Source organism: Bacillus sp. HY001 (assembly GCF_007558965.1).
In the GTDB taxonomy this organism is placed as follows: Bacteria; Bacillota; Bacilli; order Bacillales; family Bacillaceae_G; genus Bacillus_A; species Bacillus_A mobilis.
Genome location: NZ_VLTE01000032.1, coordinates 64,559 through 91,556, shown reverse-complemented (window position 1 = coordinate 91,556; position 26,998 = coordinate 64,559). Strand labels below are relative to the sequence as shown.

Genomic DNA, 26,998 nt, shown 5'->3' with positions numbered 1-26,998 from the left:
TAATGGAAACGAATATTAATACGCAAGATGTAGGTTCGAAAAAGCCATCGTTATTAGGGATGATTACATCTCCAGGTGAACAGTTTGAGAGAATGAAGACGAAAAGTCCGGTCTGGGTCGCATTTGTCTTACTTATTTTATTGGGAACGATTATGGCAACAGGTGCAGCATACTTAACGCTAATTAATACTCCAGAAATGGCAAAAGAGTTAAATGGTGAAGCGGGAGCAATGATAAAAGGATTTGCTCTTGGTGGTGGAGCACTTGTTGGTGTATTAGGTACGCCTATAGGTCTATTTATTGCAGCTGGTATTTATAAAATTATTATGATGTTTATGAGCAATGATACTCCGTACATGAAGATATTATCTATTTACTTATATGCTAACCTTGTTTATTACATTGGTGGATTGTTAAATGTAGCATTAGGCTTTGTATTTGATGGAAATGGTGTTGATATTTATACAAGTTTAGCTCCTTTATTTGAAAAAGGAACAGTGTTACATGGAATTGGCTCTTCAATTGAAATCTTCAATATTTGGAGTTTGGCTCTAACGGGACTAGGGTTACATATTGTAGCTGGCTTAAGTAAGAAACAAGCTACAACATTAATTGTAATTTTCTTCGTTTTAACAGTTGCATTAGGTGTCGTAAAAGGATTAACTGGCATTGGTGCATAATATGATTGGATGAAAAGGTGGCTCTTCCAAGAGTCACCTTTTTTATTTTTACCCTTATTTCAAATACGACCAGTAAAATTTCAAATTCTATTTCATGTAATTTCAAATTTCGGCGGTAGTATTTGAAATTACTCACAGTGAAATCGCTTCTTTATTTTTATATTGTAGAGGTACCGGCGGAATAACAAAGAGGTATACCTTTTAGAAGTGGGTACTGTGTGAAACCAGCAACTTTTAAAGAGGCAGTTGTTTTGTATGAAGGTATGATTGTGAATCAAATAAAGAAATTAGGTATTTATCAAGATCATGAAGAGTATTATCAATGTGGTTTAATCGGTCTTTGGTATGCGTATGAAAGATTTGATGCGGAAAAAGGAAGTTTCCCAGCATATGCAGTTGTAACTGTGCGGGGGTATATATTAGACAGGTTGAAGAAAGAGTTTGCGGTGCAAGAAAAGTGTGTATATGTAGGAGAGTATGAGGATATCTTCCATTTTGAAGATATTGAAATGAAAGCGAAGGATTTTTTGAGTGTATTAGATGAGAAGGAGAAGTATATTATTTTTGAACGATTTTTTGTAGGGAAAACGATGGGAGAAATCGCTAGCGAGATGGAAATGACCTATTATCAAGTGAGGTGGATGTATCGGCAAGCACTTGAGAAAATGCGAAATAGCTTAAGAGGGTAAATATTATCATAAGAATGGAAGGCAAGGGATATTGCTTTCCATTCTACTTATTATATTAAGGTAGTAAATGTAGTAAGAGGTTTTTAAATTGTAGTGAATCTTGCATGTTCATACGTGATAATACGTATCCAGCTTTTAATAATTGTTGTTTTAGCCTATGGGGACTGATATGTATTGTTGTAGTAGTGCCATTTGAAAAATGAAGCTTAGCTTTTTTACTTTTTTTGAAAAACTCTATGTCATCTATATGGTTATAAAACAGCCATATACAGTTTGGAGAAGAAGGAGATTCTGTCGGGAAAGCACAAATATATTCTCGATGATTAATTGGAATTGGGACATTTTGTTTGAAATGAAAATTTGTTTGAACTGCTTTCCGTCTGCCTTGATAAGTAGAGTGAACATTGGTTAGACAAGATTTCTTGATGAGCTGGAGAGCAGTTTGACAGGAGTAAAGATGGTTCCCGCTACTTTCGATAATCTTTGTTTGATAATAAGGGTGCTTGTATGGCTCTAACATCATTGTAGAATTAGAAATAATAATATCATTTTCGTCATTCATAAATTTGATTCCCCCTTTATAAATGATAATAATTCTCAATATAATTATATACGAATTAAGTAAATTAATTGTTAATATTCTGTTTCATATTGTAAATTTTGACTATTCGTTTACAATCAATAGATGTTAGTCTTTCTAATTTGCATCGCTTGTACATATATATGAAAATAGAAAAGAGTAGGCGGTGAGATAGTATGAAGAAAAAGTATATTATTATGGCTCTAGTTGTTGTTCTTCTAGTATATTTAGCAAATAGTAATCCGAGTAAAGGTGAATATACGGATTGGGCAGCAAAGCAATTTATGAAACGTAATGATGTAAGTAAGAAGCTAGACGAAGTTCAAAAGGAAAATGAAGAGGGTCTCCTTGGCGATTTAGCATCGGCTGGTAAGAAGTTGGCGAAAAAATATGTTGAGCCACAAGTTGGATTATTAATCGAGAATTATACAAAGCGAAGTGATTATATTTTCTTCTCAACATATACGACCGAGTTTGATATAGGTGGAGAACACTATAAATATGTATGCGTCGGTTTTTCAAACATCTTTATTCCGATTGAAATGCCGAAGAAAAAAGACGAATCTGCAAAATGATGCAGATTCGTCTTTTTCATTTATAGAGTAATGGGAACTTCAGATACATTCCTTTCTACAAGACGGGCTCCTTTTTTTCGAGTAGTATCATTAATTGATGAAAATACAGATGAGGCAAGAATCGTATCCATTACTTGATCTACGACTTGTGCATCGACGGGTGTGATAGGTTTTTCGATAGAAAAAACAACTGTTTTTCCATCTTCTTTTGCAAAAATTAATTCTAGTACTTGCATATGTTATTTCCTCCTTTTTATTTATCCGGTTAGGCAGGGACGATTGGTGTTGGCTAATAATCAGTGGGGGATGAACACCCCACTGATTAAAGTTTCACCTTATAGGTTAGAAAGATCCGATGTGCTAACAAGTTGTATAGCGTGAAGCGGTGATGCTTGTACAGAAGCAAGAGCACGTGCTACGTTTTGTACTTGCTCTAAGTTTGCGTTTGTTTTCACACGCTTAAATTGTTTGTGCTTAAAAACTGTTTTGCCGTTCTTATCTAATCCACTGTTTAAGACAAGACGTAAAGTTAAGTCCATTACGATTGTTTCGACTGCCATGTTTATCACCCCCTTTCACTTTATAAATAGGGCGTGAATGTCATGTTTTGGCGTGAAATTTATTCTTTTTTTTGGTACGCTTAAAAGGCTAAGAGAGGGGTTTCGGAAGAATGAATCGTAAATGGTTATTTTGGATTCCTGTTTTACTATGGATGGGGTTGATTTTCTATTCCTCGGCACAACCATATAAAAAGCAGGATATGCGTTCGGATATTGAACAATATGTAAATGTGGAGTTTGTGAAAGAGCATTTCTCATGGGTATCTATCGATTATGGCGGTGGTACACCTGTTAGCATTGCAAATAAAGGTGTAGGCGGATTTGTTGAGTTTTTCCTGCGTAAAGGTGCTCATTTTATGGTGTTCTTTATGCTTGGTTCATTGACGTATTATGCTTTTCATCGATCGGGTTATTCGAGAAAAAGGTGCTTTATATACGCTCTTCTTTTCGTTGCGGGATATGCAACATTTGATGAAATTCATCAATGGTTTACGGGAGACCGTACACCGATGTGGCAAGATTCATTACTGGATACGTGCGGCGGATTAACAGGAATTATAATAAGCAATTGGTTTTGGAATAGAAAAAGGAGCTAATCTTTTGAGATTAGCTCCTTTTTCTCATACACCAAGCAATTCTTTTAGTTCATCTGTAGATAGTTCGGTCATCCAACTATCAGTTGTAATGACGGCGTTGTTTAATGATTGTTTTCTTTCTAACATTTCATCAATTTTTTCTTCGAGTGTCCCCGTTGTAATAAGTTTATGAACGTGAACGAAGCGTTTTTGACCAATGCGATATGCGCGGTCTGTTGCTTGATTTTCTACAGCTGGATTCCACCAACGGTCATAGTGAATGACATGGTTGGCAGCGGTTAAGTTTAAGCCAGTTCCACCTGCTTTTAACGATAAGATAAAAATGTCATACGTTCCGTTTTGGAACTGCTCGATCATTTTGTCACGCTCTTTCTTCGGTACACTACCGTTTAAGAAGAGGACGCGCTGACCGAAATGTTCTTCTAACACATTTTTTAGCATGTTTCCCATACCGATGTATTGTGTGAAGATTAAACAACTTTCATTTTGATCTTTTATATTTTCAATAAGTTCCATTAGCGTGCTCGTTTTCATGGAACGTTCGATGATGTCTTTTGGTTCTGTTTCCTTTAAATAAAGAGCAGGGTGATTACAAATTTGTTTGAGCTTGTTCAGCATGAGTAATATAAATCCGCGTCTTTCAATCCCGCTTAATCCTTCTACATTTTGCAATGTATCTTGAACAAGTTGTTCATATAAGGAAGCTTGTTCACCAGTAAGTGGGCAGTAAGCTTTCTGTTCTTGTTTATCTGGTAAGTTTAATGCGACGGTTTGATCTTTCTTCGTGCGACGCAGTAAAAACGGCGAGATAAAACGTTGAACTTGTTGGATTTTTCCTTCGTCACGGTCTTTTTCAATTGGTGAGACGAAGCGGTGCTGGAATTGTCCTAAGCTACCGAGATATCCATGATTAATGAAGTCGAAAATAGACCAAAGCTCGGCAAGTCGGTTTTCCATCGGTGTACCGGTTAAAGCGATTTTGTGATTTGCTGGCAAGTTTCGTACTGCCTTCGACTGTTTCGTATGTGGGTTTTTAATATTTTGTGCTTCATCCAAAATAACAGCATCCCAGCATAACGTACTAAGTTCTTCTTCATCAAGCTGAGCTAATGCATAAGATGTTAATATAACATCTGCTGATTGAAGGAAGTCTTTAAATGATTCATCTTTCGCTCGGTTACTTCCATAATGTAACTGAACACGTAAATTTGGTGCGAAACGCTCAAATTCTTTTTGCCAATTTCCAAGAACAGATGTCGGTGCCACGATTAAGGCAGGGCCTGTTTGGAGATTGTTCTCTTTTATATATAGTAAGTAAGTGATCGTTTGAATACTTTTCCCAAGTCCCATGTCGTCAGCTAATAATGCTCCGAATCCAAGCTTTCTTAAATATAATAACCACTCAATGCCATGTTGTTGATATGGACGGAGTGTTGCGTTTAGTGCAGAAGGGACATCTACTTTTGGAATATCTCCAATGTGCAATAGTTTTTGGAATAGCTCTTCATAATATCCATCTAGTTCGATTTCAATATCGGTAAATGGACTATCTTCTTCTACAATTTCTGCCTCAGCAGTGTTTGATAAATGTTGCTGAAGGACATCTTTCATTTCGAGTCCATATTTATCGGCACGGTTCATGAGTTTTCGTACTTCTTCAATAAAGGCTGGATCCAGTCTCATCCATTGACCATTTATATTGAATAACCGTTTGTTTTGTTCAACGAGTTCGAAAAATTCGCTTTCGGATAAATCAATGCCGTTCGTTGAAATGCGCCAGTCAAAATTAACAAGCGTATTCATGCCAAAGAAAGATTGCGTTTGCGTAGCATTTTGCTTCAGCTGTACACGTAATTTTGGTTTTGTTGCTTTTAAATTTTGCCACCATGATGGTAGTAAAATCGTAATACCTGCGGCGAGTAATTCGTTACTTGCTTCCGTTAAGAAGTTCCACGCTTCTGTTTCAAAGAGTTCACTTCGGAACATCTCGTCTTCTTTTAACCACGGTACGAGCTTACTGAAGCCTTCTTGTGTTTCCAGAATACGTTCTTCATAATCGTGCCATCGCTTTGGTAAAGAATCGATACTTTCATATACATATATGCGATGTGCCCCGCGCTTTGGTGTAACAATTGTTTCAAGCTTCCACATTTCAAATTCTTCTTGCGGTTCTTGTAGCCGTAGTCCGATTGTAAAGGGAAGGTCATCTTCAATGTAACCAATTTTGCGAAGCCAATCTTCTTCATGTAGTGCTGCATCCAATTGTCTTTTCGTAAAGTCGTAATGTTCATAAAGTCTCTTGGCATCTTCCCATCCATCGTTTGAACGGTTATCTTGTAATATGCTTTCATTTACCGCAGTCGAGAAAAGAGATGCCAATGTGTCGTCTTCGATTGGGGTATTTTGAACTTTCCAAGATGGTTGCTGAGACCAACGCTCCATATCAGGTACGAAGCTACCGCTGATGAAGGCATCCCATAACTCGTTTGCATCTTCCGTAAGTGCTGTAATAGGGCCATTCATTTGAATATGTGCAAAGGAGTTCATCGGTTTATTAGCGATGTATTCAAATGCTTGTGCGTTTGTTAGCATAACACCTTGTTTTCCTTCAAAGGTCGCTTCTTTTAGAAACGTGCCGTAGAAGGAAGTGGAGTGCCATGTAAATGCATTTCGTTTCCAACTTGTTACGGATAATGGAGTACCGCTGTCATCTTCTCCCCAAAGGAACCAACCTTGACTAACGTGCTGGAGCCTAATTGTTACTTCAGTTTGATTGATCATCGATTAATTTTCCTTTCCGTAATTCCTCTTGTAGTGCACGCAGACGTGAATGTAAGTTTGCGGTGTGAATAATGAAAGCATCCCATTCATCAGTGCGCTTCAATCGTTTATATAATGTACGTAATTTCTTTAAGTAACGAACTGCGCGTCTATATGATTTACGATTTCGCTCTTCAATGGCCTCAGTAGCAGCAAGGTGATAAAGAGGAAGGGCCGCTTCTGGCGCTTCCTTTTCAATATCTTTCAGAGGCTCTTTCAAAAGTTCAATGGCTTCAAATCCATGTAAGAGCTGAAGTTCTGCCCATGTACGATATTGCTTTTTCGCGAGTACGTATTGCTCATAGTTTGCGAAACTATATGGTAATAGCTCTTGCAAAATCATTTCGAGTCCGGCTTGTTCATTTGTATGGGTTGCATACGTTTCATACATGATGACAAATAAGCGAACGATATCTTTCATGAAAATTGTATTTTCATGCTCATGTATCGTTTTCTTCACTTGTTTATACGTAAAGGAAAGCCAGTTTTTCGCACGATCCCATTGCATTGTATTTAATAGCTCTTCTAACCAATAGAAGTATAGACTTACAACAGAAGCAGGCTGTTTCTTAAGTAAATCCATCGCTAATAGGTCTTCATCATTTAAAAAGAGTAGATGAGAAGATGCTAATGCTTTGGAAAGTGGATTGATTTTCGTATCGATTCGCTGTTCTTCTTCTTGTAGTTGCTCTTTCTTTTGTAAGAGTTCACTCCATATGTGACGATAAATAAAAAATCTCTCTTGTGTATAGGCGTCGGTGGAGAAGAAGACTTCGTGAACGAGACGAGCTGTTTCTTGCAAAATTGCTTCAGACTCTGAAGGAATCGCTTCTGATTGTAAGTCCCGAACGATGGATTCCACTTTATCTACAAATAAGCGAACGACGTTAACAGGCTGGTGATAAGAATACGTTTTATTCGCTTCGAAGTCCTGAATCTCTTCTAGTAATTTTTGAAAGCAATAAAGCGCTGCGTGTAGCCTAAACAACTCATGTATCGCAACAATGCGCGGAGCCTTCCGCTCGAGTTTCGTATAGAAGTCCGTAAAAATACTCATAAGAAAATACATTTGTTTATAAGTAAGCCGAGCTTGTTCTTTTTTAAATGATTCATATTCGTTATCAAAATATGATTGCCAACTTTTATAATCCGTTTCTTCAAAAGCTGATGATTGCAATACTTGTCTTGCAGTTCGAATAGGAGGAAGGGAAGGTTTCGTATTATTTTTAAATAAAGTTAATACATCTCCTACTTGCCCGAAACTAGATGCTGCAGATAGTAACACAGCAAGCATATGCTCACATTGTGTTGGTGCGAAGCAATCGCAATAGCTTTCAGCGACGTTACGAATCGGGATATGGACGCTATATACGCTGCCTGTAGCATCTACAGTTCCTGATAGCGTATAACCATCAAAGTCAACGTTGTAGACAAAACCACTACGATATAGGTGCCGAGCTGTAGCGACATGTTCCTGATCAGCTGTTTGCTGTGGATCTAGTCCTTGGACGAACTCATTCGCAATCATCATAATTTCATCTTTCGTAATTGAGTGTTGCAGCATAATATTCCTCCGTACACATATTTCTTTCCTTTACCATTATAAACAAAAAATGCTCAAAACAGAAAAAATGAAATTTACATTACACAAATTGAAAATCATGGTAATATATATAATGTTAATTTTGTATATTACTATATGTATATAGGAGGAGAGATAGTTTGTCAGATTTACAGACGAAGTTAGGTAGTGGAATGAATAAGTTACAAGAGGGAATAGAGCAAGGAAAGATGAAGTTGCAAGTTGCACAAGAAATTGCTCAATTGAAAAAAGGAATGCAAGTACAAATGCAGAAAAAAGCAGAGGTTTTATTAGAGCTTGGACAGCAGGTGTACGTTCAATTAAGAGGAAATGGAGTAAATGAAGAGAGCTTAAAAGAAATGATTGCTCCAGTCCAAGAATTTGATGTGGCGATTTATCAAGCGAGAAAACGTATCGTTGAACTGCAAAAACAGCAAGGCGAGAAAGCTACATGTGAATGTGGTGGATCTTTATCAATGAATGATAAGTTTTGTGGTTCATGTGGCAATCCAAATCCAATGCTAGCAGTAGACACTGACGGTGAAACGGCGAATTGTATTTCATGTAATGAGCAGATCGATGAAAACTCTACTTACTGTCCAGTTTGTGGAATTAAGCAAAGTGGGGAGTGATTGGAATGTATTGTCGCACATGTGGAAAGCAACATGGTGAAGAGGTAAATTACTGCCCGAATGAAGGGAGTATGGAAATTGCGGGGGCTGTAGATACAGTAACATTAGAACAAGATACTGCTAAATACTGCAAAGGTTGTGGCAGTGAAAATGCTCAACAAAATTTATATTGTCAAAAGTGTGGGCATTCTTTATTTGTTGTGAATAAAAAAGAACAAACTGTAAAATTACCTGCGATGGACGGCGCTCCTAAAGTTGAATTTACAGCAGATAAGGCTTCGTTACAAACAGGTGTTATTGGTGGAGCTATTGCAAGTATTCTTATGTTAATTGCTGGATGGATTGGTAGTGTATTATTTGCATCTATGTTAAGTGAAATGTTTAGTACATTTGCGAAAGAGTTAAAAATGCTATCAAGCTTTTATACGAGTGCGACTTCTACGTTGCTAAGTTATCATTTACTTGGTTTTACAGCTAGTGCCGATAGTGGAATGGTATTATCTTTATCTTGGCATACTCCATTTACATTATTATTAATCATTCCATTTATTATTTTCGCTGGAACAGGAATTTGGTTAGGAAAGCAGGGCGCTGCAAAAACGATTAAAGATCAAATTTTTATGGCGGCAACAGTTGGTATTATTTATGGCGTCTTTTTATTCATCATAAGTTTTATCGCATCACAATCTTTTGCAATTCCATTCACAGGTGGAGGTAAGATTACGGTTGGTTTTTCAGCATTTAAGAGCTTATTGAGTGGTTTTGTATGCGGAACATTATTTACTTTATTAGGATTTATTGTTCATACAAGCAAAAACAATATGGCAGCAGCATTCCAAGAATTAATGCCATATGGAGCATCTATTTATTATGGAATTTCATCTATGATAAAAGGGTTTTTAGCGACAGCGGTAGTAATGTGTATTTTAGCTGTAGTATTAGTAAGTAACATAGACAGTGCTGCGCCGTTACAAGAAGAGAAAGAATCTAAAACACAAGGTGTATTATTAGCGCTAGAATTAACACCTCAAGTATGGAGTATGGCTCATTTTTCTCAGTTAGAAGTGTCAAGTCCAGCATTTGATCATCAATTTAAAAAATATACTAAGCAAGAATCTGATAACAAATTAGCATTTTCATTCGTGTCAGGTATTTCTATGAATGGTATCGGAATGAAGGATGTCATAATTGCACAGGGTGGATATCCAGAGGATCTCGCTGAAGTAGAAGAAGTAAATGGTGCATTCCATTACGGTTTATTACTACTTATCATTCCAGCATTCTTTATGTTCATGGCTGGGAGAAAATTAGCGAAATTACCAACTACGAACATGTATATCACACTAGCAGTATGTAGCGGTTCTTACACGATTATGATGATTGTACTGAACATCATTTCTAAATTCCAAATTGATGTTTCAGGAAAGGTCATGAATTTAGCTGGAGCAGGCGGTACTGTACTATCTATGCAAAATTCATTTGTGTATTTAACTTTGTTTAGTTTTATTTTGACATATGCAGCGGCATTCGCCGGAATGAAATTAGCTAAAAAATAGGGGGAGAGCATGTTGAAATTTTGTGGAACATGTAATAAGAAGGTTGCAGATCATTTGAACTTTTGCCCCGAGTGCGGAAGTAAGGTCGAAATAATCGTTGATAACACTGACACTTCATATACAGAAGTGCAAAGTGAGACCAAACCAGTAAAAAGTAAGAAAAATTTATTTTTGATTATTGGTTTCGTCATTATTGCAGCTTTATTATTTGGAGCATATAAATTTGGAGCAAATAAGTTTTCAAAAGAAAAGCAAGTGAATGTAATGATTGAAGCATTCCAAAAGAAAGATATCAATGCAATTGATGAGTTTGTGAAAGCAGAAGACCCGAGTTTAAAGATTAAGACAGAGGATATTAAGGCGTACATCCGTTACTTGAAAGAGAATCCGTCTTATAACAAAGAATTACTGTCTTATTTACAGAAAGAGACTGTAGATCAAAAGTTAACAAAAGATAAAGCGTCCTTTAAAGATGGACAAATTGTCGAAGACGGAAAAGAATGGTTCTTATATCCGAAGTATAAGTTCAGTATGAAATCTTATTACATGAGTGTAAGCGCAACTGCAAAGAAAGCGGAAATATCTGTAAATGATAAGAAGGTAGCAGACATTTCTAGTGATAAATCTTCGAAAGAGCTGGGGCCATACTTCCCAGGTACGTACGTTGTAAAGGCAACGGCGAAGACAGAACTTACTGAATTAGAAACAGAAAAAGAAGTAGATTTAGCAGATGAAAAGAGCGGAAAAGTAGAAGTGGACTTATCACTTGAAGGTAAGTATGTAACCATCTCTTCCGATGAAAATGATGCAACTGTGTTTGTGAACGGTAAAAAACGCGGGAAATTAACTTATGGAAGTTACGAACTTGGTCCTGTATCGACAGATGAAACAGTCGAAGTACATTTAGAGAAAACTACTGGTTTTGGTGTAGTGAAATCTGAAAGTGTAAAAATTGGAGACCAAAGTACATATTACTTAAAATTCCCGAAAGAAGCTTCTAGTTCGGGAGTTGGCGATTTTGTACGAAATCATATTTATGATAATGTACGTGCGATTTCATTAAATGATTTTAGTCTAGTTGAAAATAATTATGATAAGAGTGGGAAATCGTACAAGGAAGACCGTGATTATATACAATATTTACATAAAAAGGGAATTACTGAAGATTTATTAACAATAGAAATTCGTAATGTAGAGCGTCAAAGTGCTACGAAATATAAAGTAACGACATATGAAGAGTATCATATTCGTTACGGTGATGGATCTGTGAAGTTTAAAAGCTTTAATAATGACCATATCGTTACTGTTAATGGAGATGGAAAGATATTGTACCATTCTCTTGGAGCGAATAATACGCTTAAGTCAGAGGAAGTATCTGGTCCGACTCGCTAATAAAGAAGAGAGGTTGTTCAATATTGTTGAACAGCCTCTTTTTATGTGAATATTTGCTAGTAAATCAATATGTCGTGTCGAACCATTGATATGTTCACGAAGGGAAAATAAAAGGATATCACTTAGCCGAAAAAGCCAGCTAGATGATATCCTTTTTTACAATTATGAGCGCGTTTCCTTTAATATCGCTTGCACATATGGATCATGTAATATTTTTTCTACGATTGGTAACATATTTTGTTCGAATGGAATGTCGATAGGAAATGGCTTTTGTGAGCCGGGTTTGATTCCATATTGGACAATTTTGTAATGTGTATTTTCTTCAGAGCTGAGCACAATTAATTTATATCGATTGTCATCACCAGCGAGTGAAAAGTCAATGGAAGTAGCGTCGTATGTTACTTCATCTTTATATATATACGGTTTTGGTGTACCGATCCAGTCTACTTTTGCTTGTACATTCATGGATATAACCTCCTTATAGCTATTATAAAAAAATAAAAGCCAGCTCTCAACAAAGAGAACCGGCTTTAGTAGTCATTGGTTATTTTAAAATTTTCACTTTAACAGTTTTGCGTCCCCATTTTTGAGCAGCACTATCTGATCCAAGTAGGATGTCGATACGGTTACCTTTAATTGCACCGCCAGTATCTCCAGCGATAGCTTCTCCGTAACCTTCAACCCATACTTTAGATCCTAATGGGATTACTTTCGGGTCAACAGCAATCATTTTCATGTTTGGGTTCGCTGTTAAGTCATGACCCATTGCAGTTAATACACGGCCGCCGTATGTGCCACCGTTTTCGCTTGGGTGAGCTGTATATGCTGTAGCTACAACTGTTAACTCACGACCATTAGAAGGTTCGCTAGTTTCAGCAGCTTTCACAGCAGGCTTAGCAGCTGGTTTTGCTTGTGCTGCAGGTGCTTGCGCTTTAGCTGGTGCTACAGTTTTAGCAGGAGCAGGTTGTTCTTGTTTCTCAATAACAGGTGCTGTACCTGTTAAGAAAGGAACGTGAACATAAGCTGTTTTCCCGTTATATTCGAATTGTAACCACTCATTTTGTACTTGGTTCGTTGTTTCGATCATATCGTCTTTCGTAAGCGTCCCAAGAATTTCTGAGTCTGTGTTCGCTTCAGCACGTACGTTTAATACGTTAGCTGTTACGTAGTAGATGCTTTTTGTAAACTCTGAACTTACGAATGCGTCTTTACCATCTAAAGTGATTTTTGACCATCCGTTTTCTGTATTTTGAGCATCTATTTTATTACCGTTTAGTAATTTACCGACAACTTTTGATTCCGTAGTAGGGTTTTCGCGTACATTTAGTACGTCTGTTGTTACAACAGTTTCTGCATTAGCAGATGATGTGAAAATCCCAAGACCAAAAACTGCTGCTGTTGCTATTCCAATTAATTTTTTCATGATAGCCTCCATTGCGTTTGTTTTCGTGTCCTCATTATAGCAACAGATTTTTTCGGATTTCGGGAAAACACACAATTACAAACCATTCGTAATAAGTCGTTAACATCCTGTAATATAACAAAAAATATAGGAAAGCGTTTTTCACTCCATATGATTATTAGGTTTCTACTTATATTCAAAATATTTAATACAACATATTGTTTTCGGCGTAAATAAAAATATTACAGGAGTGTTACATGATGTTTACTAAACGATTACATTCCTTGAGTATTTTACCGTTTTATGGGTAATATAGTTATATAAACATAAACAATTTGTTTGTGAAACTATAAACACGTGCTATATACTAGCAAAAAAACCGCATAATTGTTACAAACAGAAAGGGTTGCAAGGAAGAAAAATGCCCTTTTTTACATCTGTAACACATCCTTTTTTGGGAAAACACATTCCCATCCGCATTTTTCTCGCACAATTTGACAGCAGTATTTCGATCTTGTAGCTCTTGCAGAGTGAAAAGATTATACGGAAGGTAAGGCTGTCCATAAGAATTCGAATTGGTGAAGGTGAAAGTAAGAAAATCACCGCAAAAATCATAGTTTTCTATCCGATTTTACATATCGGAATTGATGTTATTTACAAAAGTGAAACCTACGAAGGGGGATTTGATGAGGAAACTGACAAAAACATTCATCGTTTCATTAACATTATGTATTGCATTTACAATTTGGGGGATTATTCCCGAATCTATTATTGGAAAAGGTAGCCTAGGAAATGTAACAACCGCAATTCAAACTGCATTAGTTAGTAAGTTTGGATGGTTCTATATTATTTCTGTTTCTATTATATTAGGTGTGTCTATCTTTTTAATTGTTTCGAAATACGGTTCTATTCGTTTAGGTAAAGATGATGATGAGCCTGATTATAGTTATATGACATGGTTTGCTATGCTATTTAGCGCTGGTATGGGTATCGGCTTAGTTTTCTGGGGCGTTGCCGAACCGTTAAACCATTTGTACGCACCTCCATTTGGAGAAGGTGCAACTGAGGAAAGTGCGCGTCTTGCACTACGCTTTTCATTTTTCCATTGGGGATTACATCCGTGGGGACTATATGCATTTGTAGCGCTGTGTATTGCTTACTTTACTTTTAGAAAAGGAAAAGCAAGTACGATTAGTGCGACAGTAGGTCCGTTATTTAAAGGCGGGGAACATGGACGTATTGCTCATTCATTTGATGTGTTAGCTGTTTTCGCAACTGTGTTTGGTGTTGCAACATCATTAGGTCTTGGTGCGAAACAAATTGCTGGTGGTGTTAGTTATTTAACATCTATCCCGAATTCATTGCCGACACAGTTAGTTATTATTGCAATCGTAACCGTTCTTTTCATGTTATCTGCGCAAACAGGTCTTGATAAAGGAATTAAATATTTAAGTAATGCGAATATTATTTTGGCGTTTGCACTTATGATTATTGTATTATTTGCAGGTCCAACAAACTTTATTATGAATTACTTCACTTCAACAATTGGTTCTTATCTTCAGGAATTGCCAAGCATGAGCTTCCGTTTAAGTCCATTAGATGAAGGCGGAAACCAATGGATTCAGTCGTGGACAATTTTCTATTGGGCATGGTGGATTGCATGGTCACCATTCGTAGGTACGTTTATTGCTCGTGTTTCACGAGGACGTACCATTCGTGAGTTTGTTATCGGTGTGTTACTCGTACCGACTGTAATCGGTGCGCTTTGGTTCTCTGTTTTCGGCGGGACTGGTATTCATATGGAGTTGTTTGGTGATGCACATATCTTTGAAAAAGTGAAAGAGATGGGAACAGAAGTAGGATTATTCGCTATGTTTGATCAGATGGGAAGCTTTGGATCAGCTTTATCTGTTCTAGCAATTCTTCTGATTTCTACATTCTTTATTACATCTGCAGACTCTGCGACATTCGTTTTAGGGATGTTAACGACACATGGTAGTTTAAATCCACCAAACCGCATTAAAATGGTTTGGGGTATCGTTTTAGCAGCGTTAGCTTCTATCTTATTATATGTAGGTGGATTAGAAGCCTTACAAACGGCAGCTATCATAGCAGCATTCCCATTCGTCTTCGTTATTTTCTTTATGATGGCAGCATTATTTAAAGAGTTACAAAAAGAAGGGCGTATGAAGCGTCATAAATAATAGAAGGAAAAAGAGCTGATTATGTATCAGCTCTTTTTTATATAGAAGGAACTTTAACAGCAAGTCAGGGAAATAAAATACTTTACTATATAAGTAGTATGCCTTTTATATAAAGAAAAATCGGTACGTTTCGACAAATTCCGATAATTTGTAAATTCTATTCATATTTTTGACAAAAAATTGTCGGAAATGTGTTGTCACGTTTATGTATATGTGCTATATTATTTCCTGTAAGCGATTTCAAATAGTTTTAAAGCGCATTCAAGGGGGACATCTAGAATAATGAAACGTTACGAAAGAAAGTGGAAGCATATTTGTTTGAAACGTGTGGCACATCGTAGTGTCCAAGAAAGCACGGAACCTAAGACTGAAACGCGCAAAGAACAGCTAGAGAAGCAATTGGTTCTACAAAAATAGCAATCACTTTTTCGTATATAAATGAAGGTCAATCGTTCGTTGGGGGATGGACGTGAAATTACTTTCAGCTAAGGGGTATTGTCTGATATATAATTTATACGGCAATAAATAAGCACAGAGCATACGGCGCTCTGTGCTTATTTTTATTATTTATCTTTTTTGAATCGAACTGTTTTATCCCAGCCAATGACTTGTTTCTTGCTCTTTGCACGTAAGTATAAAATTAAGCTACGAATGAATAAGTACGTAAAGAGCTGTGCGTACGTAAAGTACATGATAACGCTAATAAAAATATTAGTGGGTGTAAAGGTTCGTTCCACACTCTGGGCACTAAATAATTGAGAAACATATGTAATATATGCGACATACCACATAAATAGTAGCGGAATGCTATATTGAATTTGGAATATCCCGAGTAACCCAATTACAAACCAAACGTTCGAAATGATTAAGAATAGCCAAAATACAACATACACTAAAACTTGTTGTAAGGAATGGACGAGAAGTTTTCCTTTAAAGAAACTTAAGGAAGAAAACATTTTTTCTAAAATATACAAGTTCCCTTGGAGCCATCGTGTACGCTGTTTAATCAGGATTTTTAAATGCTCAGGTTCTTGTTCCCATGTAATCGATTCTGGAACAATCGGTAAGAGATAGCCTTTTTGTGTAATCCGTAATGTTAATTCAGCGTCTTCTGCAATTGCATACGGGTCATAGCCGCCAAGCTCTTCTAATGCAGAGCGGCGAAGAAGCATGTTTGTTCCTGTTAGTGAACCTGTTTGGAATAGTAACCAGCGTCCGGATTGCATAAGGAGCTGGAAGATTTGAAATTCTAACGAAATCATTCTTGTTAGCCAGTTTCTTTTTTCATTTACAGTACGAACGTGACCGACAGCTCCAACAGCATCCTCGGTTGTTTCAGCGTGTTCTACAAGCATTCGCAGTGCATGTGGTTCAGGCTGGTTATCTGCATCATACACACAGAAGTATTCACCATCTGAAATACTAAGACCATAATTTAATACACGCGATTTCCCTTTTGGCTCACCCGCTGGAACACGAATGTGACGAATATGAGCATAAGCTTTATCGAAATCGTCACCAATTTCAGGTGTCTCATCTTGAGAGTTATCGTTTAATAAATAAACAGTTAGTCTGCCTGGATATTCAATCTTCGCCATCGCCTCTAAAGTATCTTTGATAACGACACCTTCATTGTGGGCAGGTATTAAAATATCGACGCTTGGATACTGTTCTAGCGTACGATCTTTTCGTTTACTATTTCGGTGAATTAAGCCTGCGAGTGTTAAGAAAGAATAGTAAACAAGTAAGGCAGAGAAAAGAAAGGCTGTAAAGATAAGTATATACTTAATCGAAAATGTGATGCTAATCCAAAAAACGAGTACGCAAAACAGAAGGAATAAAAGTAGTATAACGAGTGTCATCATAATAACGTCTGTCCTTTGTTCCCAATTTGCTCGCGTGAAATTTTTATATCTTGGATTGCTTCAGCAGCAAGCCATTGCTCCATTTTTGGCTTTAGGCGGTTCATTACAATGTCAGCACCGGCTTCATTTGTGTTTTGTAATAAAATAACTAGCTTATTATTATCGTATTCAGCAGCAAGGTCAAAGTCATCTCTTATTGTTTCAACTAATAATGAAGCTACACGGTCCATAACACTTTCCTTCGTATATTTACTAAACGAAGTGAAGTCAAAGTAAATAATAACGCCTGTTTCATTACGACGATTCATTGCAGTGATTAATAATGCTTGTCGTCTTTCGAATTCTTGTCTTGTTAATAATTTTGATTCTCCAATGTATTGTTCTAACGTTCTCACACGTTCAGTTAATTCTTTATTTTCATGAATAACCTTCTTTAATAAATGAGTTGATATATATACGATGAAGAAGTTTGCTGCCATTAGGAAGTGCGTAATAATGTATTCCCATTGTTCTGTTGTACTCCATAAGTAAAGCCATGCTTGGTAGAATAGGTAGAATACCGAAGTAATGGTACCTAATATAAAAAGTACAAATGCGGTTTTATCAGTCAATAATAGAAATAGTACATTAACAATTACATATATAATTGTGAAAATGAGAGCATGCTCATATTGTGTTACATGTACAGTTGTAAAATAAAATAAAATTTGTAAAATCCACATAGAAAGGATTTTATAGAAGTTATTTTTCACAAAACTTTCCTCCTTAAAGATAATTCATGCAAGGATACTTGTAGTATGTGCAATTATTAAGAAATAGACCGGATGACTAGGTTATTTTACAGAGCAACCACAAGTAGTATCCCTCTTTTACAAGAAAAAATAAACAGACTTACTAATTATTGTATCATAATGTTTTTATATTTAAGCATAAAGTATTTAATATATATCTAAAAAATATATAACAAAAAGTCCCCTCTTTAGAAAAGAGGGGACTTTTATCAATTTATAGGAACATCATACCTGCAACTGCTGCATTTAAGAAGTTCGCTAGTGTACCAGCGATAACTGCTTTAATCCCTAATTGTGCAATTTGTTTACGGCGAGTAGGAGCTAGCGTTCCTGTTACACCTAACTGAATTGCGATAGAAGAGAAGTTTGCGAATCCACAGATTGCGAATGTTAAAATTAAATTTGTTTTTGCAGAGAACTCTGCCATGTGTGGTCCTAAGTTTGCATATGCAACGAATTCGTTGATTGCAAGTTTTTGACCGATAAAGCTTGCTGCTTGTATAGCTTCATTTGGAGAAACCCCGATTAAGATTGCAAATGGTGATAGTAAGTAACCGAAGATTAAATCAAGGCTAAGTTTAATATCGAACCAAGAACCAACCCATCCTAGTAGACCATTTAATAAAGCGATTAACGCGATGAAGGCCATTAACATTGCTGCTACGTTAATAACAAGTTGCATACCTTCAGATGCACCACGTGCAGCTGCGTCAATAACGTTTGCGTCTTCACGTTCTGTAGAAAGTTCAACGTTATTATCTACTTTTTCTGTTTCTGGCATAATTAGTTTCGCAATTAATAAACTTGATGGAGCTGCCATAATTGCTGCTGCTAATAAGTGTTCTAACGGAATACCCATTGCTGCATAGCCGACAAGAACTGATCCGGCAACAGCTGTCATACCGCTTACCATAATAGTGAAGAATTCACTGTTTGTTAAACGTGCTAAGTAAGGTTTAATTAAGATTGGAGCTTCAGTTTGCCCTAAAAATACAGTTGTTACTGAGTTTAAACTTTCTGCCTTAGAAGTTCCAAGAAGTTTGCTTAATGCGCCACCAACGACACTAACAAATCTTTGCATAATACCGAAATGATATAAGATTGCTACTAATGAACTAATAAATACGATTGGAAGTAGTGCTTGAATAACGAAGATAAATCCCCAAGGGCCTTTTGCGTTGACTAAATCCCCAGCAACGAACTTAATTCCCTCGTAAGAAAAATTAATTAATCCTTGAACGCCATCTGCAGCGTGTTTTAAACCTGCTTTTCCGGCATCCCATCGTAATACGATAAATGAAAATGACATTTGTAATGCTAGCGCGATTAAAATTGTGCGCCAATTAATAGCTTTGCGGTTGGAAGATAGTAAGAAAGCAATTGCTAATACTCCAATCACGCCGCCAATTCCCCATAAAAGATTCATGCAGTGTAAGCTCCTTCCTCATAGTAAAAAAAGTGTATAAACCAGTTGTCTATACATTTACGAATATAACATCTTAAGTAACTTATCATAATGGACATCAGAGGTCAAACGTCTAACGAAAAGTTTAAATAAAAAGAAAATTCTTTAAAAAAACACATATAAAATGATTAGACATGAAATAGGTTATGTTTTTTATGTGAAAATATACATTATGATAACGTTATGGATCATTATTGTAGAATATAGTGTATGAAATAGGGAAATAGATACATTATTTTTTGAGGGTAATAGGTTATACACATTAAAAAGAGCCTTCTAGTAATCTAGAAGGCTCTAAAAATATAGCTTAAGGTGCTTTCGTATAACCTAAGAAATGTTTACTCCAATAAGAATTGCTTAATGAAGCGATTGCGACACCTTTATCTCCAGATTGGATAAATGATCCCCCGCCAAGGTAAATACCCATATGAGAAGGACCTGCTTTATAAGTGTCTTTGAAATAAATTAAGTCACCTGGTTGTGGGCTTGAAGTTTGTGGTAAGCTGCTCCAATATCCTGCAACGCTTTGACGACTAATGTTATGACCAAATTTCTTAAATACGTGGTAGATGTAACCACTGCAGTCAACACCAGTAGCAGAAGTACCGCCCCAAACGTATGGTACGCCTTGCATTCCTTTTGCGTATGCAAGTAGGGAAGAACTATCGCCGTTATTATTGCTTGTATTGTTATTGTTATTGTTATTATTATTTTGATTGTTATTTTGGTTCTCGTTAGGCTTATTATTTACAGCCCCGCCAACTGGTGTTTTAGATAGGAAACGTGTTCCGATATAACCATTTTGACCGTTGTAGTTAATTTTACTCCATCCAGAGTTTTCAGAGATTACTTGAACCTTCTGTCCTTGTGGAAGTGCGCCTATGATTCTATAATTTGTACCTTCGCCGCTACGTACGTTTAAGGCAGAAGCATTAATGTAGTAGTCACCAATTGCACCTTGATTAGGCTGTTTTGGCTGTTCAGGTTGTTTCGGTTGTTCAGGAGTAGCAGTGCCACCTTTAACGAATTTTACAAACTCGCTACTAACGAAGCCTGTTTTTCCTTGATAGTTTACTTTAAACCAACCGTTTTCAGATCCAACTACGTTTAATGTAGTCCCATTTAACACGCCGCCAATTACACTATGGTAAGCAGCAGGGCCTGTACGAACGCGTAGAGATGTTGCGTTAACAACGTAAGTACCACCAGTTTGAACGGTTACATTATTATTTTGTTCTTGTTTGTTACCTTGTGTAACGTTGTCGCTAGAACCGCCTTTTGTTACGTAGTCTTTGCTTACGTAAGCAGCTTGTCCAGCATAATTGATTTTGAACCAATCTTGAACTTCGCCAACAACTTGTACGACTTGTCCTTTTGCAACAGAACCTACAGTTGTGTGAGAAGTACTAGGACCTGTACGAACACGAAGGGAAGATACATTTACTGTATAGTTTCCACTTGCTGGTTTTACAGATTCTTGGTTGTTATTATTTGTATTGTTGTTTGAAGAACCCGTATTTGAAGAAGCACCAGATACAAATTGGCTACTTACATAACCTACTTGTCCATTATGGTTGATTTTCACCCAACCATTTTCTTGCCCAATTACGTTTAATGTTTGTCCTTCATATACACGTCCTGAAACAGAACTAGAAGTGTTTGGAGCAGTACGTACACGTAATACATCAGCAGTAACTTTATTGTTTCCACCCGATGTACTTACATTAGAATTGCTTGCTCCATTTTTTGATACAAATTCGCCGCTAACAAAGCCGGTTTGTCCATTAATGTTAATTTTGAACCAACCATTCTCTTCGCCAACCACGTTTAAAGATTGACCGTTATACACGCGTGAGATGATGTCGTGAGAAGTACTAGATCCTGCACGAACATGTAATACGCTAGTGTTTACCGTATAAGATGAGCTGTTTGATGCGGAAGCTTGGACAGTTTGTGTAGCAGCTTTTTGTGTATTTTGTTCAGGGGCAGCTTGAACACTATCAAGTGTAGGTGCTGCTCCTCCTGCTACAGACACTGCCGCAAGACCGGCAAGGTATTTTTTCATAATTTGTCGATTCCTTTCTGTCTGTAATGTAGTGAAGAAATATTTACCAACTGTTAAAAATTCTAAAGAGCATGTCGATTACTGTCAAGACTTATGCGGGAATCTGAATATGACAAAAAGATTACAAGAAAAAATCAAGGCATAAATTACACCTTGATTTCCATTTAAATACATATATTGAATGTAGAAAGAAAAGAAATTATTCGTGTTTAAGAAGACATATTGGATTGTAGCAAGCTTTGAGAAAAGGATCTTTGTAGCATTTTTGTGATAGGGCCAACTTGACCATCTTGAATTGCAGTTCCATCAAGGTGAGTCATCGGCAAAATTTCAATCGTCGTTCCTGTAAAGAAACATTCATCCGCTTGATAAACATCGCGAATGCTAAACAGTTCTTCTTGTACAGGAATGCGAAGGGTTTTCGCTAAAGAAAGGATATATTGACGAATGATGCCATTTAAAATAAGGTGATTGGCTGGATGTGTGTAGAGAGTTCCGTTTTTTATGAGAAAGAAATTAGAACAGCTTCCCTCAGTTACAGTACCATTTCGTACGAAAAGAGCCTCTTTGCATCCTTTACGTTCAGCTTTCGTAGCAGCTAATATATTGGGTAATAAATTTAATGATTTGATATCACAGCGTAGCCAGCGCGTATCTGGTTCTGATATAGCACGTACACCATATTCAATCCATAACGCAGGTCTTTCTTTCTTCGTAATATAGGCATAGATTGTCGGCGGGACGTCATATGAGAATGTGTGGGTACGAGCTTGTACACCACGAGATACTTGCAAATAAATCGTTCCATCTTCGTAGAAATTATTGCTTTCAATTAGTTTGTAAAGTAGGATAATAAGTTCTGCTTTTGAGAAAGGGAGTGATAATTCTATTTCTTCCATGGAGCGATATAATCTTGTGATATGCGGATCTAATAAGTGAAAGTTCCCTTTATATAGGCGAATAACCTCGTAGACACCATCTCCAAACTGTAAGCCTCTTTCTTCAAGTGCTATGTACGCTTTTTGTTTCGTTGTATCAATAACTGCATCATTCCAAAGTACAAATCTTTCATATGCCAATTTCCGTCCCATCCTTTCGTAAGTACATAAGTAAAGTGAAGCTTTCATTCGGAATAAAAATCACTATAGTAATTTTTATGTGAGTACTTCTTTACATATGACGTATATGTATTTGTAAATGGTAGAGAAGTAGTAGTGATTTACAGCATTTTGTATATACAAATTCGAAAATAAGAAATAAGAATCCTGCTTTTGAATAAAAAAAAGCAACATTCTTATGGAATGCTGCACAAGGAGGGTAGCTATCTTTCATAGGGACATCGTCTTATTGAATGTTTTGTGTATGGAAACAAAACACATTGAAAGACAATTATAAGAAAGTAGAAATAAACGATTCATATATTTCTTTAAGGGATCTTATTAAAGATGAGAGATAAGAAATATATAGAACCTCGCTTACATATTTTATTATAGAGATGTTTCATTAATCCTATGTGAATATTTGGTAAAGGTTATGTAATGTTAAAGTTAATGAATATAAGTGATTGTATGGAGAAATATAAAAAAAGAGGCTGAGATTACTCAGCGCTCTTCTTTTCTTCTTTAATAGCTGTCTTTACTTCACCAGTTTTGGTCTTATTACTTTCAGAGAAGCGAAGTAAGTCACCTTCAATGATTTTGTCAGACATGTTCAATTCATTTTGTGCACGATCAATAAGTGGTTGAGATTCTTCTTTTGGTAATTGTACAACTTCGCCAGTAGTACGGTCGTAGAATGTACTGTTCGTGTACATGTACTTATCTGTAACGAAGCTACCGTCACGAAGAACGACGAATCCTTTATTGTCAGGTGAGAATACATCATGACCAAATTGAACTTGATTCGTAGAATCTACACCAAGTAGGTTTAGAATTGTTGGTTTAATGTCAATTTCACCAGTTGGTTTTGAAATTGTTTTACCTTCTTTTTGACCTGGAACGTGAATAAACATCGGTGTTTTTTGTAAGTTCATATGGTCAAATGTAGTGATTTCTTCTTTTCCTAAGAACTGTGCCATTGCACGGTTATGGTTTTCAGAAATACCATAGTGATCACCGTAGAATACGATAACTGAGTTGTCGTAAATACCTTCTGCTTTTAGACGCTCAATAAAGTGTTTCATTGCTTCGTCTAAATAGCGAGCAGTTACCATGTAACGGTCAAATACGCCATCGCCAGAATTATATTCATCGATTAATTTCGTGTTTTCATCATAAGTGAATGGGTAATGGTTTGTTAAAGTAAGGAAGCGAGTATAGAACGGTTGCTTCACTTCTTTTAACATATCGATAGATTGATCGAAGTATTCGATATCTTTTAATCCCCAATTTAATTTCGTTTCTGGCGTAATCTTGTAGTCAAGTTCGTTGTAGTAACGATCATAACCAAGTGCCGGATACATAATGTTACGGTTCCAGAATGTTGCGTTGTTCGCGTGGAATACTGATGTGTGGTATCCTTGCTCACGTAAAATTTCTGGAGTTGCTGTATATTCATTATTACCGTGTGTGAAGAATACAGCACCACGGTCTAGTGGATACATGGAAGTATCTACTAAGAATTCAGCATCTGATGTTTTTCCTTGCCCAGTTTGATGGAAGAAGTTATCAAAGTAATAACTTTCTTTCGTAAATTGGTTTAAGAACGGTGTAACTTCTTGTCCGTTAACTGTTGCACCAATTAAGAATGTTTGTAATGACTCAAGAGAGACAACAATTACGTTTTTCCCTTTTGCAGTACCAAACATATTTGGATCTGGTTTGCTTTGTGTTGTTTTTACGTAGTTTTCTGTTTCCTGTAACTTACTACCGTCAGCAAAAGCTTTTTGTGAACTTGATTTTGCTTGTAAGCCAAGGTCGTATACTTGGTGTACATATAAACCTAAGTTTTTAACAAGCATAACGCGGTCGAATGAACGTGTTAATAGTTCAGGACGCTCGGCTTCTGCCAGTCCTAAGTTTGCGAAGAAAATAGCAACTGTTGACACGAAGTATAGGGAACGCATTGGGCGTGCTACACGCTCTGTCGGTGCAAAATTCTTCATCTTCTTCAATAAAATGAAGAATACGATAATATCAGCAAATGCAAGGATGATTTTGTAGTTAAACAATTCTTTCACACTAGAACCTAAACTTCCAAAGTTAGATGTTTGTCCTAGTACAGGTAAAGTAACGAAGTCATTGTAGAATCCGTAGAACATTACGTTACCAACAAGAATGATTGTTAAGACAAAATTAATTCCAAGTGCTATATAGTTACGTTTTTTTCCTTTTGCAAATAATGCAAGGCCAACAAGCAGTAACGATGCTGCTAATGGGCTAAGGAATAAAATGAATTCTTGCATGAAAGATTCAAGTTTTAAATCAAAGCTTGTGCGTGTAATAATATATGTCTTCAACCATACGGCTAAAGCTACGAATACAGTGAAACGCACATTTTGAAATTGTGATTTCAAGGTTTCTTTCATTCATTTCCACCCTTTCTCTATCAGGCTTGGTCGATTTTGGAGCGAAAAATGCTAAAATAAAAAATACATAGTTTTCTTGGCCATAATTAGAGGTTCTATATTCACCCATATACGACTATAACTATGCATACCCTTTTGGTTTCTTGTGCTGCTCATAAGCATAACGTCATTTCTGTATTATACAACAAAATTCATTTCTGAGAAACACTATAACATTTTACATTTTTTGTATGAGATTTGTCACTACCAGAGAAAACTTTAACATTCGTTTATATGTCCGTCAACTAGAAAATATAACAAAGGTAGAGCAGAATGTTAAGTGGAATTGAAAATTTTCTTTGTTGAGAAATAAGAAATGACGATGGGTAAGCGGTTATCTAGAAACCTATTATATGAAGGAGAGTACAGGAAAATTAACGAACACTTGTTCTTTTTTCGTTTGTTTGTTACAATGAAAGTTCATTGATAGATTATGTGTAATTTTGATGAACTTTTACTGATAACATATTGTAGCTTATTTCTTTTTAAAAATAGGGAGGCTTTTACATGGAACAAAAATTTTCAGTTGAAGCGTTTTGGAAGAAAGTGAAACATGTTGCAAAGCAAGCAGGGCAATCGGTCATTTATGCAAGTTTATTATTGTTTTACGTTTTGCAGAAACCGGATGTTCCAAAACGAGTGAAAATTATTGTAATTGGAGCACTTGCTTATTTTATTGCACCGATTGATGCGATTCCAGATTTCGTTGCTGGAATTGGTTATACGGATGATTTAGGGGCGTTAATGGCTGCGCTATTACAAGCGTCAATATACGTCAATGAAGATGTGAAAGATAAGGCACGAGTGAAGTTGGCAGAATGGTTTGGTTCGGATATAGACACATCCTTTATCGATCAGAAATTAGATCAATAGGTGAGAACTGTCATATGGTGACAGGGCGAACATAAGCGAGGAAGTGCATTATGCCATCAGGAAGAACGCATACGAAAATAAACTTAATATCCCTTCCGGTTGTTTTGTTTATGCTCTTTTCGTATGGATTAACAAACTTTGATTTTTTATTAACTTTTGCAATTGGCTTTTTAGTAGGTACTACATTTTTAACGCCGGATTTAGATACGTATAGTAATGCGTATAATAAATGGGGATTCTTACGTATATTTTGGTATCCGTATAAGAAGGTAATGCCGCATCGATCCTTCTTTACACATACAATTATACTTGGTGATGTGATTCGTATTGCATACATGTTAATTGTATTTTCTCCGTTTTTATTCCTATTAAATGTAATCGCGCTTGACGGGAATTTAATAGAAATTGCGAAGAAACATGAGGTTGAAATTATAACGTTCGTAATGGGAATTGTTGTGGCAAGTACGCTTCACATTATAGCGGATAAAGTGAATACGCGCCGCAAGAAGATGATGAGAAAAAAGAAGAAACGTAGAAGATAAAAAAACCGTCCCAAAAGGTATTTTGGGACGGTTTTTTCTTATTAAAAGGTTGTCTTATCATCGATAACCTTTTATTTATTATTATGCATGCTGTTTTAAACAAACGTTTGTTTAAAATTAAGCTTTCAGTATTTTAATACCTTTTACGATGTTCCAAATGAAGTAGTATAAGCTAATAATGCCGCAAATACATAAGACAATCATTGCTCCAATTCCAAGTGTTACGTCTGGTTGATCCGATCCGATGCCCATAATTCCTAGAATAATAAATCCAATAAATGACGCGATGCTTGGAATGATGTGTGTCCATAGAGCGCGTTTTGCGTGTGGTTTTGTTTCAGAATCGCCCACAATCCACACAATAATAGGGAATAAGATAGGGGCAAATAATACACTAAAGTATGATAAAGCTGCTAATATTTTGTTTCCGTTCATATATATCACCTCATAAATAATATCCGTTGTTATACCTTTATTATGCAGGAAATGTAGCGAGCTTCCTATCGATGAACATTACAAGAACGTGACGTTTTTGTAAGATTTATATAGTAAATAATAAAATTT

Annotated in this window: 25 protein-coding genes; 11 read left to right on the top strand and 14 right to left on the bottom strand. The window is 36.3% G+C overall.

Features of this window, described 5'->3' with window-relative positions; translation table 11 throughout:
• The first annotated feature begins 2 nt into the window (after nt 1-2).
• Nucleotides 3-680, top strand: coding sequence for a YknW family membrane protein (yknW, locus tag FOT98_RS17130; protein ID WP_063262289.1), 678 nt, complete (start codon nt 3-5; stop codon nt 678-680).
• A 218-nt stretch (nt 681-898) separates the two neighbouring features.
• Nucleotides 899-1,369: a sigma-70 family RNA polymerase sigma factor gene (locus FOT98_RS17120; protein ID WP_063262288.1), complete on the top strand. Its 471-nt coding sequence runs from the start codon at nt 899-901 to the stop codon at nt 1,367-1,369.
• A gap of 55 nt (nt 1,370-1,424) precedes the next feature.
• On the opposite strand, the gene FOT98_RS17115 is transcribed toward FOT98_RS17120, so the two are convergent.
• Entirely contained in the window at nt 1,425-1,931 is a 507-nt protein-coding gene (locus FOT98_RS17115) for a competence protein ComK (RefSeq protein WP_063262287.1), read from the bottom strand.
• Nucleotides 1,932-2,125: 194 nt separating this feature from the next.
• Between FOT98_RS17115 and FOT98_RS17110 the strand changes: the two genes are divergently transcribed.
• Nucleotides 2,126-2,524, top strand: a complete 399-nt coding sequence (locus tag FOT98_RS17110) for a DUF4359 domain-containing protein (RefSeq protein ID WP_063262286.1) — start codon at nt 2,126-2,128, stop codon at nt 2,522-2,524.
• 20 nt (nt 2,525-2,544) lie between these two features.
• Here the strand turns inward: FOT98_RS17110 and FOT98_RS17105 are convergent, their stop codons facing one another.
• Together FOT98_RS17105 and FOT98_RS17100 are read right to left on the bottom strand one after the other, a co-directional pair.
• Entirely contained in the window at nt 2,545-2,760 is a 216-nt protein-coding gene (locus tag FOT98_RS17105; RefSeq protein WP_061679375.1) for a DUF2922 domain-containing protein, read from the bottom strand.
• A 99-nt stretch (nt 2,761-2,859) separates the two neighbouring features.
• Nucleotides 2,860-3,084, bottom strand: a complete 225-nt coding sequence (locus FOT98_RS17100; protein ID WP_061679374.1) for a DUF1659 domain-containing protein — start codon at nt 3,082-3,084, stop codon at nt 2,860-2,862.
• A gap of 110 nt (nt 3,085-3,194) precedes the next feature.
• Here FOT98_RS17100 and FOT98_RS17095 point away from each other — a divergent pair, with 110 nt between their 5' ends.
• Entirely contained in the window at nt 3,195-3,680 is a 486-nt protein-coding gene (locus FOT98_RS17095) for a VanZ family protein (protein WP_016136054.1), read from the top strand.
• A 24-nt stretch (nt 3,681-3,704) separates the two neighbouring features.
• Here the strand turns inward: FOT98_RS17095 and FOT98_RS17090 are convergent, their stop codons facing one another.
• Together FOT98_RS17090 and FOT98_RS17085 are read right to left on the bottom strand one after the other, a co-directional pair.
• Nucleotides 3,705-6,461, bottom strand: a complete 2,757-nt coding sequence (locus FOT98_RS17090; RefSeq protein WP_063262285.1) for a DEAD/DEAH box helicase — start codon at nt 6,459-6,461, stop codon at nt 3,705-3,707.
• Nucleotides 6,445-8,064 (bottom strand): SWIM zinc finger family protein, encoded by a 1,620-nt coding sequence (locus tag FOT98_RS17085; RefSeq protein ID WP_063262284.1) that lies wholly within the window; start codon nt 8,062-8,064, stop codon nt 6,445-6,447. The genes FOT98_RS17090 and FOT98_RS17085 overlap by 17 nt, the downstream gene beginning before the upstream one ends.
• A 158-nt stretch (nt 8,065-8,222) precedes the next feature.
• Between FOT98_RS17085 and FOT98_RS17080 the strand changes: the two genes are divergently transcribed.
• The 3 genes from FOT98_RS17080 to FOT98_RS17070 are packed head-to-tail and all read left to right on the top strand — an operon-like array spanning nt 8,223 to nt 11,662.
• Nucleotides 8,223-8,714 (top strand): zinc ribbon domain-containing protein, encoded by a 492-nt coding sequence (locus tag FOT98_RS17080; RefSeq protein ID WP_063262283.1) that lies wholly within the window; start codon nt 8,223-8,225, stop codon nt 8,712-8,714.
• A 5-nt stretch (nt 8,715-8,719) separates the two neighbouring features.
• The gene (locus FOT98_RS17075) at nt 8,720-10,270 is read left to right on the top strand and encodes a zinc ribbon domain-containing protein (protein WP_063262282.1); all 1,551 of its coding nucleotides are present in this window, start codon (nt 8,720-8,722) and stop codon (nt 10,268-10,270) included.
• A 12-nt stretch (nt 10,271-10,282) separates the two neighbouring features.
• Nucleotides 10,283-11,662 carry a zinc ribbon domain-containing protein gene (locus FOT98_RS17070; RefSeq protein ID WP_063262423.1) on the top strand — a complete coding sequence of 460 codons (1,380 nt, stop codon included), beginning with the start codon at nt 10,283-10,285 and terminating at the stop codon, nt 11,660-11,662.
• 162 nt (nt 11,663-11,824) lie between these two features.
• Here FOT98_RS17070 and FOT98_RS17065 read toward each other — a convergent pair whose 3' ends face one another.
• Entirely contained in the window at nt 11,825-12,127 is a 303-nt protein-coding gene (locus FOT98_RS17065; protein WP_063262281.1) for a DUF3910 family protein, read from the bottom strand.
• Nucleotides 12,128-12,206: 79 nt separating this feature from the next.
• Nucleotides 12,207-13,085 carry a cell wall-binding protein EntA gene (locus FOT98_RS17060; protein WP_063262280.1) on the bottom strand — a complete coding sequence of 293 codons (879 nt, stop codon included), beginning with the start codon at nt 13,083-13,085 and terminating at the stop codon, nt 12,207-12,209.
• Nucleotides 13,086-13,750: 665 nt separating this feature from the next.
• On the opposite strand from FOT98_RS17060, the gene opuD reads away from it, so the two are divergent.
• Nucleotides 13,751-15,268 carry a glycine betaine transporter OpuD gene (opuD, locus tag FOT98_RS17050; RefSeq protein WP_061679369.1) on the top strand — a complete coding sequence of 506 codons (1,518 nt, stop codon included), beginning with the start codon at nt 13,751-13,753 and terminating at the stop codon, nt 15,266-15,268.
• Between the two features lie 282 nt (nt 15,269-15,550).
• Nucleotides 15,551-15,685, top strand: coding sequence for a hypothetical protein (locus tag FOT98_RS32945; protein ID WP_061679368.1), 135 nt, complete (start codon nt 15,551-15,553; stop codon nt 15,683-15,685).
• A gap of 146 nt (nt 15,686-15,831) precedes the next feature.
• Here the strand turns inward: FOT98_RS32945 and FOT98_RS17045 are convergent, their stop codons facing one another.
• The 6 genes from FOT98_RS17045 to FOT98_RS17020 form a co-directional block, all read right to left on the bottom strand.
• Nucleotides 15,832-17,133 carry a glycosyltransferase family 2 protein gene (locus FOT98_RS17045; protein ID WP_063262279.1) on the bottom strand — a complete coding sequence of 434 codons (1,302 nt, stop codon included), beginning with the start codon at nt 17,131-17,133 and terminating at the stop codon, nt 15,832-15,834.
• Nucleotides 17,130-17,885, bottom strand: coding sequence for a diguanylate cyclase domain-containing protein (locus FOT98_RS17040; RefSeq protein WP_063262278.1), 756 nt, complete (start codon nt 17,883-17,885; stop codon nt 17,130-17,132). Before FOT98_RS17040 ends, FOT98_RS17045 begins: the two co-directional genes overlap by 4 nt.
• A gap of 253 nt (nt 17,886-18,138) precedes the next feature.
• Complete coding sequence (locus tag FOT98_RS17035) at nt 18,139-19,350, bottom strand: NupC/NupG family nucleoside CNT transporter (RefSeq protein ID WP_063262277.1); 1,212 nt, start codon at nt 19,348-19,350, stop codon at nt 18,139-18,141.
• Between the two features lie 346 nt (nt 19,351-19,696).
• On the bottom strand, nt 19,697-21,454 hold the full coding sequence (locus FOT98_RS17030; RefSeq protein ID WP_144291093.1) for a C40 family peptidase: 1,758 nt from the start codon (nt 21,452-21,454) through the stop codon (nt 19,697-19,699).
• Between the two features lie 209 nt (nt 21,455-21,663).
• Nucleotides 21,664-22,545: a D-amino-acid transaminase gene (locus FOT98_RS17025; RefSeq protein WP_080467749.1), complete on the bottom strand. Its 882-nt coding sequence runs from the start codon at nt 22,543-22,545 to the stop codon at nt 21,664-21,666.
• 506 nt (nt 22,546-23,051) lie between these two features.
• Nucleotides 23,052-24,980, bottom strand: coding sequence for an LTA synthase family protein (locus FOT98_RS17020; protein WP_063262275.1), 1,929 nt, complete (start codon nt 24,978-24,980; stop codon nt 23,052-23,054).
• A gap of 546 nt (nt 24,981-25,526) precedes the next feature.
• Between FOT98_RS17020 and FOT98_RS17010 the strand changes: the two genes are divergently transcribed.
• Both FOT98_RS17010 and FOT98_RS17005 read left to right on the top strand, forming a co-directional pair.
• Nucleotides 25,527-25,892 carry a YkvA family protein gene (locus FOT98_RS17010; protein ID WP_061679361.1) on the top strand — a complete coding sequence of 122 codons (366 nt, stop codon included), beginning with the start codon at nt 25,527-25,529 and terminating at the stop codon, nt 25,890-25,892.
• Between the two features lie 50 nt (nt 25,893-25,942).
• Nucleotides 25,943-26,434, top strand: coding sequence for a metal-binding protein (locus tag FOT98_RS17005; protein ID WP_063262274.1), 492 nt, complete (start codon nt 25,943-25,945; stop codon nt 26,432-26,434).
• Nucleotides 26,435-26,551: 117 nt separating this feature from the next.
• Here FOT98_RS17005 and FOT98_RS17000 read toward each other — a convergent pair whose 3' ends face one another.
• Nucleotides 26,552-26,869 carry a magnetosome magnetite crystal formation protein family gene (locus FOT98_RS17000; protein WP_061679359.1) on the bottom strand — a complete coding sequence of 106 codons (318 nt, stop codon included), beginning with the start codon at nt 26,867-26,869 and terminating at the stop codon, nt 26,552-26,554.
• Nucleotides 26,870-26,998 lie beyond the last annotated feature (129 nt).